Source organism: Streptomyces sp. NPDC005494 (assembly GCF_042872025.1).
Taxonomy (GTDB): domain Bacteria; phylum Actinomycetota; class Actinomycetes; order Streptomycetales; family Streptomycetaceae; genus Streptomyces.
The window spans coordinates 57,223-69,293 of record NZ_JBIAJR010000003.1; the positions used below are offsets into that span (position 1 = coordinate 57,223).

Annotated in this window: 11 protein-coding genes; 8 read left to right on the top strand and 3 right to left on the bottom strand. The window is 72.0% G+C overall.

Annotation, left to right across the window (positions count from 1 at the left end; translation table 11 throughout):
- Positions 1 to 16: 16 nt before the first annotated feature.
- On the top strand, positions 17 to 1,852 hold the full coding sequence (locus ACFYQ6_RS10270; RefSeq protein WP_361584357.1) for a GMC family oxidoreductase: 1,836 nt from the start codon (positions 17 to 19) through the stop codon (positions 1,850 to 1,852).
- A gap of 683 nt (positions 1,853 to 2,535) precedes the next feature.
- On the opposite strand, the gene ACFYQ6_RS10275 is transcribed toward ACFYQ6_RS10270, so the two are convergent.
- Positions 2,536 to 2,838, bottom strand: coding sequence for a chorismate mutase (locus ACFYQ6_RS10275; protein WP_356737418.1), 303 nt, complete (start codon positions 2,836 to 2,838; stop codon positions 2,536 to 2,538).
- Between the two features lie 312 nt (positions 2,839 to 3,150).
- Between ACFYQ6_RS10275 and guaA the strand changes: the two genes are divergently transcribed.
- The 5 genes from guaA (at position 3,151) to ACFYQ6_RS10300 (ending at position 8,357) form a co-directional block, all read left to right on the top strand.
- The gene (gene guaA / locus ACFYQ6_RS10280; RefSeq protein WP_361584353.1) at positions 3,151 to 4,737 is read left to right on the top strand and encodes a glutamine-hydrolyzing GMP synthase; all 1,587 of its coding nucleotides are present in this window, start codon (positions 3,151 to 3,153) and stop codon (positions 4,735 to 4,737) included.
- A gap of 116 nt (positions 4,738 to 4,853) precedes the next feature.
- A complete protein-coding gene (locus ACFYQ6_RS10285) occupies positions 4,854 to 5,462 on the top strand; it encodes a Uma2 family endonuclease (RefSeq protein WP_361584350.1) in 609 nt (202 codons plus the stop codon).
- A 43-nt stretch (positions 5,463 to 5,505) separates the two neighbouring features.
- Complete coding sequence (locus tag ACFYQ6_RS10290; protein ID WP_361584347.1) at positions 5,506 to 6,261, top strand: class I SAM-dependent methyltransferase; 756 nt, start codon at positions 5,506 to 5,508, stop codon at positions 6,259 to 6,261.
- 243 nt (positions 6,262 to 6,504) lie between these two features.
- The gene (locus ACFYQ6_RS10295) at positions 6,505 to 7,773 is read left to right on the top strand and encodes a hypothetical protein (protein WP_361584345.1); all 1,269 of its coding nucleotides are present in this window, start codon (positions 6,505 to 6,507) and stop codon (positions 7,771 to 7,773) included.
- 74 nt (positions 7,774 to 7,847) lie between these two features.
- Positions 7,848 to 8,357 (top strand): DoxX family protein, encoded by a 510-nt coding sequence (locus ACFYQ6_RS10300; protein WP_361584343.1) that lies wholly within the window; start codon positions 7,848 to 7,850, stop codon positions 8,355 to 8,357.
- On the opposite strand, the gene ACFYQ6_RS10305 is transcribed toward ACFYQ6_RS10300, so the two are convergent.
- Positions 8,264 to 8,527, bottom strand: a complete 264-nt coding sequence (locus ACFYQ6_RS10305; RefSeq protein WP_361584341.1) for a hypothetical protein — start codon at positions 8,525 to 8,527, stop codon at positions 8,264 to 8,266. The two genes, ACFYQ6_RS10300 and ACFYQ6_RS10305, sit on opposite strands and share 94 nt — an antisense overlap.
- On the bottom strand, positions 8,514 to 9,848 hold the full coding sequence (locus ACFYQ6_RS10310) for a PspC domain-containing protein (RefSeq protein WP_361584339.1): 1,335 nt from the start codon (positions 9,846 to 9,848) through the stop codon (positions 8,514 to 8,516). The genes ACFYQ6_RS10305 and ACFYQ6_RS10310 overlap by 14 nt, the downstream gene beginning before the upstream one ends.
- Before the next feature lie 173 nt (positions 9,849 to 10,021).
- Between ACFYQ6_RS10310 and ACFYQ6_RS10315 the strand changes: the two genes are divergently transcribed.
- Both ACFYQ6_RS10315 and ACFYQ6_RS10320 read left to right on the top strand, forming a co-directional pair.
- Positions 10,022 to 11,308 (top strand): PspC domain-containing protein, encoded by a 1,287-nt coding sequence (locus tag ACFYQ6_RS10315; protein WP_361584337.1) that lies wholly within the window; start codon positions 10,022 to 10,024, stop codon positions 11,306 to 11,308.
- Positions 11,305 to 12,000: a response regulator transcription factor gene (locus tag ACFYQ6_RS10320; protein ID WP_361584335.1), complete on the top strand. Its 696-nt coding sequence runs from the start codon at positions 11,305 to 11,307 to the stop codon at positions 11,998 to 12,000. The genes ACFYQ6_RS10315 and ACFYQ6_RS10320 overlap by 4 nt, the downstream gene beginning before the upstream one ends.
- Positions 12,001 to 12,071 lie beyond the last annotated feature (71 nt).

Sequence of the window (12,071 nt, forward strand, 5' to 3'; positions counted from 1 at the left end):
CGTACCGAGGAGAGCCATGTCCCAGGACAGCCCTGCCCAGAACCAGGCCGGCCCGGCCGCTCCCGCGGCGGACGACGACGCCTACGACTACGACGTGCTCGTGGTGGGTTCGGGCTTCGGCGGAGCGGTCTCGGCCCTGCGGCTCAGTGAGAAGGGGTACCGGGTCGGCGTCCTGGAGGCGGGCCGCCGCTTCACGCGTGCGACGCTCCCCAAGAGCTCCTGGGACATCAAGAACTACCTGTGGGCCCCCGCCCTCGGTCTGTTCGGCATCCAGCGCGTGCATCTGCTGGGCAAGGTGATGGTACTGGCGGGCGCCGGCGTCGGCGGAGGCTCCCTGAACTACGCCAACACGCTGTACGTGCCGCCGGCGCCGTTCTTCGAGGACGGCCAGTGGGCCGGGATCACCGACTGGAAGACGGAGCTGGCGCCGTACTACGACCAGGCGAAGCGGATGCTGGGGGTACGGCTCAACCCGACCGTCACGCCGGCGGACAAGCACCTCAAGGCCGTCGCCGAGTCCATGGGCGTCGGCGACAGCTTCCACCTCGCCCCGGTCGGGGTGTTCTTCGGGGACGGCCGCGACGCCGACGGAACGGCACGGGCGAAGCCCGGAGGAGAGGTCGCCGACCCCTACTTCGGTGGCGCGGGCCCTTCCCGCAAGGCATGTGCCGAGTGCGGCGAGTGCATGACGGGCTGCCGCCACGGCGCGAAGAACACCCTGAACGAGAACTACCTGTACCTCGCGGAGAAGGCCGGCGCGGTCATCCACCCGATGACGTCCGTCGTCGCGGTCACCGAGGACGCGGACGGCGGCCACCGCGTGTCGACCGTCCCGACGAACCGCCGCAAGGCGGCCCCGACCGTGCTGCGGGCCCGGAAGGTGGTCGTCGCGGCGGGCACGTACGGCACCCAGACCCTGCTGCACACCATGAAGGACGAAGGGCTGCTGCCCCGGCTGTCGTCCCGGCTCGGCGAGCTCACCCGTACCAACTCCGAGGGCCTCGTGGGGGCGCAGACCAGCGACCGCCGCTACCGCAGGAAGCACGGCATCGCCAAGGCCGACTTCACCCAGGGCGTCGCCATCACCTCGTCGATCCACCCCGACGAGAACACCCACATCGAGCCGGTCCGCTACGGCAAGGGCTCCAACGCCATGGGCGCGCTGACCATCCTCCAGGTGCCCTACAGCACGCACCGGGTGCTGAGCTGGTTCGGCAACGTCGCCAGGCACCCGTGGCTCATGATGCGCTCGCTGTCGAACCGGCGGTGGTCGGAGCGGACCATCATCGGCCTCGTCATGCAGTCGCTGGACAACTCGCTGACCGCGTACCGCAAGCCCGCGGGCGTCGGCAAGGGACTGCTCACCGCCCGGCAGGGGCACGGCTCGCCCAATCCGACGCAGATCGCCGAGGCCACCCAGGGCGCGACGCTGCTCGCCGAGGAGATCAACGGGTTCGCCGGGTCGAACATCGGGGAGCTGATGGGCACCCCGCTCACCGCGCACTTCCTCGGCGGCTGTCCCATCGGAGCGGGCCCCGACAAGGGCGTCATCGATCCGTACCACCGGCTGTACGGGCACCCGGGCATCTCCGTGGTCGACGGCTCCGCGGTCTCCGCCAACCTCGGCGTCAACCCGTCGCTGACCATCACGGCGCAGGCCGAGCGAGCCATGTCGTTCTGGCCCAACAAGGGCGAGGAGGATCCCCGCCCCGCCCAGGACGCGGCCTACGAGCGCCTGTCCGCGGTCCCGCCCAAGGCGCCCGCCGTGCCCGAGGAGGCCTTCGGCGCCCTGAAGCTGCCGTTCCTGGCCGTCCCGGTCGTACCCCCGAAGCGGGCCGTCACCGAGGCCTGAGCGGGGCAGCGGGCGGAGCAGCCACCCGGCCGGGCGAGGGCCACGCGTGACGCGGCGGCGTGAGGGGGACCAGGGAGCGGGACAGCGCGAAGGGGCTGCACCCCCCTCCGAGAGCAGCCCCTTCACGTACCTGCCGGTGACGTGCTGCTCCCGTTACGGGGGTACGGACGAGCCGGTGGTGTTCGCCATGCATGACCTGCGAAGCGGGTAAACGGTTGTCCCCGGCTTCACGGAATCCTCATGTGGCCCTCGCCACACCTGGTGCACCGTCGCCGATGTCGCTGATCCGTGGTCCCGTGCCCACCGTGCGGAAGGAGCCGCGCGCGGAAGGGGCCGGGCCGGCCGTACGGAATGCGGCCCTGGAGAGAGAGTCACGGTACGGAGGCCGCCGTACCGGAGAGAAGTCCGAGGGCGGCCGGTCCCGGGCGTCCCCGGGGCCGGCCGCACATGGGTGACCGGGCTGCTGTCCCCTGCCGACCGGTCACACGCGCCGGAACGTGGTCCCACGGCGTACCAGCGGTACGCCACACGTCCCGGCGGAGCCACGCGTGGATTCCTACCGATGCTTCCGCCCCTGGCTGGCACGGACACAGGGACCAACGAAGCCTCCGGCGGCCCGGTCACGCGCCGTACGGGTGAGACCGGGCCCGAACGCGGGTGCGGCCGTACAGCCCTTCCAGGCGTCACACCCGGCCGCGTGACAGCTCCAGCAGCGTCATCGCGAGCGCCGTGCCCGGCTTGCCCAGCGCCTCGCTGTAGTGGCCGAGGACGTCCATCTCCCGGGAGAGGTTCACCCGGCGGCCCCCGGACGTGATCCTCGCCTCCTGGATGACCGCCGAGACGGCCATCCGTTCCTGGACGAGACCGATGATCCGGTCGTCCAGGGCGTCGATGCGCGCGCGGGCGTCCCCGATCAGGGACGCGGCCTCGTCGGTGTGCGCGCCCGTCAGCTCGGCGGCGGTCCTGGTGGGTGCGGTGCTGTTCATCCGATGTCTCCCGGGGGCTGTGGGCCCCGGAGCCACAGGCCCGGAACGCAGAACGCCCCGGACCTGTCGGTCCGGGGCGCCTGGAAAGTTGCTCGTCAGTTGCTCAAGCAGCACGACCATGGCAGCCGGCGGACCGGATGCCATAGGTAAAGACGAAGATCGTGTGCTGACGCATGGGGCCAGTATGGACCTCGTCCCGGGCCCGGGTCCACGCCGGGCCCGGATGGTGAGACGGCAGTCCGGCGGGGCGTCACTCCACGGCCGGTAGAATTGGGAGGACCGACCCCCTCTCCACCGCCGGAAGGCCGCCTCGTGCCAGCAGCACCCCCCGCCGCCGCCGACATCACCACCGACGTGGTCCTCGTCGTCGACTTCGGCGCCCAGTACGCCCAGCTCATCGCCCGCCGCGTCCGTGAGGCCCGGGTCTACAGCGAGATCGTCCCGTCCACGATGCCGGTGGCCGAGATGCTGGCCAAGAACCCCCGGGCGATCATCCTCTCCGGCGGTCCCTCGTCGGTGTACGCGGAGGGCGCGCCCAGCATCGACCGTTCGCTCTTCGAGGCCGGGGTCCCGGTCTTCGGCATGTGCTACGGCTTCCAGCTGATGGCCACCACTCTCGGCGGCACGGTCGACGACAACGGCGCACGCGAGTACGGCCGCACCCCGCTCACCGTCTCCCGGACCGGCTCCACCCTCTTCGAGGGCACCCCCGCCGAGCAGGCGGTCTGGATGTCGCACGGCGACGCCTGCTCCGCCGCCCCCGAGGGCTTCACCGTCACCGCGTCCACGGACGTCGTACCGGTCGCCGCCTTCGAGAACGACGAGAAGAAGCTGTACGGCGTCCAGTACCACCCTGAGGTCATGCACTCGACGCATGGCCAGCAGGTCCTGGAGCACTTCCTCTACCGGGGCGCGGGCATCGAGCCGACCTGGACGACGACCAACGTCGTCGAGGAGCAGATCGCCCTGATCCGCGAGCAGGTCGGCGACAAGCGCGCCATCTGCGGCCTCTCCGGCGGCGTGGACTCCGCGGTGGCCGCTGCCCTCGTGCAGAAGGCCATCGGCTCCCAGCTGACCTGTGTGTACGTCGACCACGGCCTGATGCGCAAGGGCGAGACCGAGCAGGTCGAGAAGGACTTCGTCGCCGCGACCGGCGCGAAGCTGAAGGTCGTCGACGCGGAGAAGCGCTTCCTCGACGCCTTGGCCGGTGTGTCCGACCCGGAGCAGAAGCGGAAGATCATCGGCCGCGAGTTCATCCGCGTCTTCGAGCAGGCCCAGCTGGAGATCCTCCAGGAGGACGGCCCCGAGGTCGCCTTCCTGGTCCAGGGCACCCTCTACCCGGACGTCGTCGAATCCGGTGGCGGCACCGGCACCGCCAACATCAAGTCCCACCACAACGTGGGCGGGCTCCCCGACGACATCGAGTTCGAGCTCGTCGAGCCGCTGCGCCAGCTGTTCAAGGACGAGGTCCGGATGGTCGGCCAGGAGCTCGGCCTGCCGGAGGAGATCGTCCAGCGCCAGCCGTTCCCCGGCCCGGGCCTCGGGATCCGTATCGTCGGCGACGTCACCAAGGAGCGGCTCGACCTGCTGCGCGAGGCCGACGCCATCGCCCGCGAGGAGCTGACCGCCGCCGGCCTGGACCGCGACATCTGGCAGTGCCCCGTGGTCCTGCTCGCGGACGTCCGCAGCGTCGGCGTGCAGGGTGACGGCCGCACCTACGGCCACCCGATCGTGCTGCGCCCGGTCTCCTCCGAGGACGCCATGACGGCCGACTGGTCGCGCCTGCCGTACGAGACGCTGGCGAAGATCTCGACCCGCATCACCAACGAGGTCGCCGACGTCAACCGTGTCGTGCTCGACGTGACGAGCAAGCCGCCGGGGACGATCGAGTGGGAGTGACCCCCGCCCCCTGAGGTCAATGCCGATGCCGTCGCTCATTCGTTTGGGCGGCGGCATCGTCGTATCCACTGGGTACGCTGACCGAGGAGACGAGACTCAGCCCCATGGGAGCAACCATGAGTGCCGCACCCGACGACGAAGCGACCGAGCACTACCACTATCCGGTGCCCCCGCCCCAGGGATGGGTGGCGGAGGATCTCGATCGGCTTCCGGACCTGCCGCGGCACACCGAGCTGATCGACGGGAGTCTCGTCTTCATGAGTCCGCAGACCAGGTTTCACATGCGGACCATGCGTCTGCTGGAGACCTGTCTTCTTGACCAGGCACCGGACGAACTCGATGTCTTCCGTGAGTTCAGCGTCAAGCTGGACGCTCGCAACCGGCCCGAACCGGACGTGCTCGTGGTTCCGCTGGACGCGGACACAGGCCCGAAGGAGACCTGTCTGCGGCCGGAAGACGTCCTTCTGGCTGTGGAGGTCGTGTCGGAGGAGTCCGCGGTCAGGGACAGGGACGCCAAGCCACGGAAATACGCAGCCGCCGGGGTCGTGCACTTCTGGCGGGTGGAGCAGGGCGCCGACGGTCTGCCCGTCGTCTATGTGTACGAGCTCGATCCGGCTCTCAAGGCGTACACGGCGACAGGGATCTACCACAACACCCTGAAGCTCGACGTGCCTTTTCCCCTCGACATCGATCTCACCGCGATCCACAGGCGACGCCCCCGCTAATTCGGTGGCAAGAGGTCCGGCCTCCGTGGAATGGTGCCCCACCATGTCCGACGACGAAGTCCGCGCGCTCATGTCCGCCCCCGGGAACGACCGCCTCACCTGGAACACCCCGCTGTCCGAGGAGCACGCAGCCCAGCTGATCACGGCCTGCGCCCCCGAACCCGGCGCCCGGATCGCCGACTTCGGGAGCGGCTGGGGCGAACTGCTCCTGCGGCTTGTCGAAGCGGCACCCCGATCCACCGGGGACGGCATCGAGACCGACCCGGAAGCCGTCGCGCGAGGACGGCGCCTGGCGGAGGAGCGAAGGCTCACCGGCCGGGTCCGCTTCCACGAGACCCCGGCCACCGGACACACGGAGGACGCCTACGACCTCGCCGTCTGCATCGGTTCCTCGCATGCCTGGCCCGGCGGAACCCCTGACGCGCTGAAGGCCCTGCGGGCAGCGGTGCGGCCCGGCGGCCGGGTGCTGTTCGGCGACGGCTTCTGGGAGCGTGAGCCCTCGCCGGCCGCGCTGGAGGGGCTGGGCGCGGAGCCCGGCGACTTCGGCACGCTCCTGGAGCTGATCCGGCAGGCGGAGGCCGCGGGGCTCAGGCCGCTCCAGGTGACCGTCGCCGACCAGCGCGAGTGGGACCTCTTCGAGTCGGCCGCCAACATCGGACGCGGCGAGCGCTGGGCGCTGGCCAATCCGGGGCACCGGCTGCACGCCGGGGTGACCGAGGCCGTGGACGCGCGCCGCAGCGGCTACTACGGCGGATACCGCGGGACGCTCGGCCTCGCCTACCTCGTGCTCAGCGCCTGAGGACAGCGGTCCCCGGCGCCTGGGAACGGCAGTCGTCACCGCCTGCGAAACGCACCGTCACCGCCCGGGAAGCCCGGTCGCCGGCGCCGGGGCGACGCGCTCGACGGCGCCTGGGAATCGCACATCTCCGCGACACCCGCCCCTGGCCCGCCCCGATGCGGGGCGGGCCCGCCCCGTACGGCACAATTCGCAGAATTAGGCGGCGAGTTGGTTCGATCAGGGTGGGAAAGGGCGGCGTTCCCCGTGGCGTTGGACGAGGCCAGTACGAAGAGTGCGCACGGCGGCAGCTGTACGTGCGGTGACTGCCCGCACGGAGCACGCGAAGGACACCGGCGCGCGGTGGCGGCCTTCCTCACCAGACGGGACGAACTCGCCGCGGGCCGAGGGCTGCCCGCCGGGGTCGCACAGTCCGCGTCGGCGTCCCGCCAGTGGGTGTCGGACGAGCTGACCGAGTCCGCCCGCGCGGTCGCCGAGCACAGCCGCGAGGCGGGTGACGCGTGGCTCCACACGCTCTGGGTGCGCACCCTGGTGATCGTCTGGGGCGGTGTCGCCCTGCTGGTCGTCGGTGAGGCCGTCACCGCGATCGGCGCCGGCTGGTCCACCGCCCGCACGGCGGGCCTGGTCGCCGGCCTCGTCACCGCCGGTCTCCTGACCGGCGCCGCCCGCGTCCACCGCGCCCGCGGTGGCCTCCTCGCCCCGCTGATCGGGGAGGACAACAGGCTCTCCACCTCGCGCACCGTCGCCGCCTCCTGGGTGCTGCTCGCCGTCTTCGCGGTGCTGGTCCTCGCGCTGCAACTGGCGGGCGCGTCCGCCCACGCCGACCGGGACGCCCTGATCGAGGGCCTGGACCTGGTCCGCTCCGCAGGCGTGCTGAGCGTGCTCGCGCTGGTGTGCGCCGTCGCCGTCCTCGTACGCCGGGTGGTGACCGTACGCGTCCTGGCCCAGCGGCTGCAGAAGCTGCGCGCCGACCGGCCCAGGGCGGCCGACCTGCTGACGGACGACTCGGGGCGCGGCAGCTTCACCGATGTGCAGTACGTGCTGGTCAGCGCGGTCGCCGTGCTGTTCGCCGCGGTCCGGCTGGCCCGCCGGCCCGAGCAGTTGCCCGATCTGCCGTGGGGCCTCGCGGTCCTGGTGGCCGTCTCCGCGGCGACGTACTTCGCCGGGAAGTACGCGGAGGGCGGCCGCCCGGTCATCCTGTCCGTCGTACGGGCCAGGGAGGCCGGGGACCTGGACGCGCCGATCCGTACCGGCGACGACATCGAGATTCGTGGTGCCGGATTCGTGCCGCCGGGGGCCGGCAGCCCCGACCGGCTCGCCCGGGTCGTCGTCAGGATCGGCAGGGTGCACGTCCACGTCCCCCTCATCCCCGTCAACGGAGGCTTCGCCAACCCGGCCGACACCGTGCTCACCGTGCCCGTGCCCGTCGAGGTCGAACCCGGCACCGTGGAGGTCCAGGTCGTCACCGCCGCGGGTGTCGAGACCAACTCCTGCCTCATCGACGTCACGGACTGAACCGCACACCTGGTGAGCGGCCCCGAACCGGCGTACGTATGGTCTTCGAAGGGCCGACGGAAGGCGGGGCAGTGATGCATGGGTACGGTGGCGGAAACTACGGACTGGAGGCGCCGAGAAGCCTCGGCGACCGGGCACGGCAGTACGCGCTCCTGCCCCTGCGCCTCTTCCTCGGCGTCACCTTCGTCTACGCGGGTCTCGACAAGCTGACCGACAGCGCGTTCCTGTCGGCGAGCGGAGCCGGCTCCATCGGCGAGATGATGAACGCCGTGCGCGACAGCTCGGCGATCCCGGGCCTCGTCGACCTCGCCCTGAAGAGCCCCGAAGGCTTCGGCTACGCCATCGCGATCGGGGAACTCCTCGTCGGACTCGGCACCCTGGCCGGTCTGTGGGCACGGCTCGCGGCCCTCGGCGGCGCCCTGATCTCGCTGAGCCTGTGGCTGACCGTGAGCTGGCAGACCGAGCCGTACTACTACGGCAACGACCTGATCTACCTCATGGCCTGGCTGCCGCTGCTGCTCGCGGGGGCGGCGGAGTTCTCCGCCGACGCCTTCCTCGCGTCCCGGCGCCGGCGCAGCCGGTAGCTCACCCACGTCGTCGTGGCGGCGAGCCACAGGCCGCCGGCGAACACCGGGACGAAGAACGTCCAGGGAGCGTCCCAGGCTCCCGCCGCATCGGCCGCGTAACCGCCGGCCAGGGCCAGCATGGCGAGGCCGGCGACCGCCCGGCCGGGGCGGAACTCATGACGAAGCACGGATGACCTCCAGCTGTCCGACGCCGACTTCCACGCTCAGTTCGAGCGTGCCGGCGGGCTCACTCCCCCGGGGCGGCGCGAGGGTGCGCCGGACGTGGCGGTCGGGGGCGATGCGCACGTCCGTGCGCGGGTCGGCGGGGAACCGGACGTCGCCCAGACCCACCTCGGCGTCCACCTTCACCGTCGCCCCCGCCGGTACGACGACCCGGGCCCGGCCTGCCCCGACCCCGACGCGCGTACGCAGGGTGCCGTCCTTCGGGACGGTGACCCGGGAGAGGTCGAGCTTCGCGTCCCCGGTGCCCAGCTCGTACTCCGGCTGGACGGTGGCGATCCCGGCCGGACGCCACTCCTCGCGGACCCAGTCGGTGCCGATGTCCTCCGGCACGACGGACGCGCCCGCCAGCAGACCCGCCGTGATCATGGCCAGCAGTACCGTGCCGAAGCCGGTCCTGCCGAGCACGGAGGCGATCAGCAGGCCGAGGCCGAAGACCGCGAGCGCCGAGGCGAAGCCGAACTGCAGACTGACCCCCAGTGCGTGGGTCTCCCAGCTCAGCCCCGTGCCCAGGCCGCCCGCCACCAGGGCGAGCAGGAAGACGAGACCACCGACCGAGCGGGGGCCGCGGGTCCCCGGCGCACGGTAGGGAGGACGGTAGGGGGCCTCCGCCGTCGCACCGCTCCTGCTGATCTCCGCGGCCTCCGCCGTGGCGTTCGCCGGGCCCCACAGATATCCCGTGCCCGCCGGACCCGTCGTGCCGTCCTTGACGATCGGGTCCCGCCACCAGGACGGGCCGCCCGGAGTGGGCGGCGCCTTCACCTCGGGCGGTGCCCCGTGGCCGGCGCCGTGCGGCGCGCCTCCCGGTACGTAGGCCGTGGTGCCCGGGGCGTCCTCGGGCGCCACCGTCCTGCGGTGCTGCGTCCAGACCGAGAAGCCGACGACGCTCAGCGACAGCATCGCGGCGAAGGCCAGCATCCCGCCGTTGTGCAGCATCGACAGCAACAGCCCGCAGCCCACCAGCGCCAGCAGCAGGGCGACCAGGGACGCGCCCTCGACCCGGCCCGACAGCAGCCGGCGTGCCTCGTTCTCCTCCTCGCCCTCCAGGGGGAGCAGCAGCCAGGCGAAGCCGTAGAAGATCAGGCCGATGCCGCCCGTCACCGCGAGGACACCGAGCACGATCCGGAAGATCACCGGGTCCACGTCGCAGTACCGGCCGAGGCCGCCGCAGACCCCGGCCACCACCTTCTGGCGCGGGCTGCGCCGCAGCCGCGGGGCCGGCTCGGGGGGCGGCGTGACGCCGGGAGAGGCGTCCTGGGGAACGGTCATGGGTCCATGGTGACGGCCCGTACGCCCTCGTGGGACCCGCGACGACCCTGGCCGTTCCCTGATATTGCGTCCCGCCTGCCCCTGGGGGCCCGCCGTACGGCGGCCGGGCCCTCAGGGTCGAGTCCGGGCAGACCCTGATGCCACGGCCCGCCGGAACGTGTGACGATCGGTCCATGCCAGCAGCCACGACCCGAGCCCCGAGCTCCCACGCCCCGGAGCCGGAGGAGCCCGCGCCGCGCAAGCTGTACCGCAGCGCCGACGGGCGGATGCTCGGCGGCGTCGCGCGCGGGCTCGCAGGACACCTGGGACTGCCCGTCGCATGGGTCCGGTTCGTCTTCCTGGGACTGTTCTTCGCGGACGGCCTCGGGGCGCTCCTCTACGCCGTGTTCTGGATCGTCGTCCCGCTCGGTGTGGGCGGGGTGGAGACACCGCGGTCCCTCTTCGAGACCGCACCGGACGGCCGGCGCAGACTCCGCAAGCCGGACAAGGGCCAGGTCTTCGCCCTGGTCGCGCTGCTCATCGGCGCCGTGATCTTCGTCGGCAACGTCGACATGGGCAGCAAGGCGGACCGTTACGTCTGGCCCGCCCTGCTGATCGGCGCGGGCTCCGTCCTCGTGTGGCGCCAGGCCGACAACGCGCGGCGCGCCCGCTGGATCGAGGTCGGCCGCCGCCGCAGGGTGCTGCACCTCGCCCGGGGCCTGGCCGGCGTCGCCCTGGTCGGCCTCGGTCTCGCCGCCTTCATGGTGGTGCGGGGTTCGGCGGCCCAGCTCGGCACCGCGCTGACCGCGGCCATAGCGGTGCTCACGGGCATCGCGCTGCTCGCCGGGCCCTATCTCATCCGGATGACCCAGGACCTCTCCGAGGAGCGCCTGATGCGCATCAGGGCGCAGGAGCGGGCCGAGGTCGCCGCGCACGTCCACGACTCGGTCCTGCACACGCTCACCCTGATCCAGCGCAACGCGGACGACAGCGGCGAGGTCCGCAGGCTCGCCCGGGCCCAGGAACGCGAACTGCGCAACTGGCTGTACAACCCGGAAGGCACCGGCAAGGAGGAGGCCGAGGAACCCACGAGCCTCGCCGAGGCCGTCAAGCGCGCCGCCGCCGAGGTCGAGGACAAGCACGGGGTGCCGCTGGAGGTCGTGGTCGTCGGCGACTGCCCCCTGGACGACAAGCTGGTGGCGCAGATGCAGGCCGCGCGCGAGGCGATGGTGAACGCCGCCAAGTACGGTGGCGAGGGCGGCGCCGTACAGGTCTTCGCGGAGGTCGAGGGCCGCACGGTCTTCGTCTCCGTGCGGGACCGGGGGCCGGGATTCGACCTGGACGCCGTACCGGGCGACAGGATGGGCGTACGAGAATCGATCATCGGCCGGATGCAGCGCAACGGCGGTACGGCGCGGCTGCGTTCGGTGCCCGGTGGGGGCACGGAGGTCGAGCTGGAGATGGAGAGGGCGAGCGAATGACCGAGAACACCGAAGCGGCCGGGGGGCCGGAGCGCCGGGTACGGGTCGTGCTCGTCGACGACCACCGGATGTTCCGCACCGGAGTCCAGGCCGAGATCGGCCGCACCGAGGAAACCGGGGTGGAGGTCGTCGGCGAGGCCGCCGACGTCGACCAGGCGGTCACCGTGATCACCGCGACCCGCCCCGAGGTCGTCCTCCTCGACGTCCACCTCCCGGGGGGTGGTGGTGTCGAGGTGCTGCGCCGCTGCGCGCCGATGATGGGCGCGGTCGAGAACCCGGTGCGCTTCCTGGCGCTGTCCGTCTCCGACGCCGCCGAGGACGTCATCGGTGTCATCCGCGGCGGCGCGCGCGGCTACGTCACCAAGACCATCACCGGCACCGACCTGGTCGACTCCGTCTTCCGGGTGCAGGACGGCGACGCGGTCTTCTCGCCGCGCCTGGCCGGATTCGTCCTGGACGCCTTCGCCTCCACGGACGCCCCGCCGGTCGACGAGGACCTGGACCGGCTGACGCAGCGGGAGCGCGAGGTGCTGCGCCTGATCGCCCGCGGATACGCGTACAAGGAGATCGCCAAGCAGCTGTTCATCTCGGTGAAGACGGTCGAGTCCCACGTCTCGGCCGTGCTGCGCAAGCTCCAGCTGTCCAACCGGCACGAGCTGACCCGCTGGGCGACGGCGCGACGGCTGGTCTGAGGCCGGCGAGCGGTCCGGGCGCCGTGCCCGGCGCGAGTGCGGCGGCGGGTGTCGGGGCCCGGCGGTCGCGG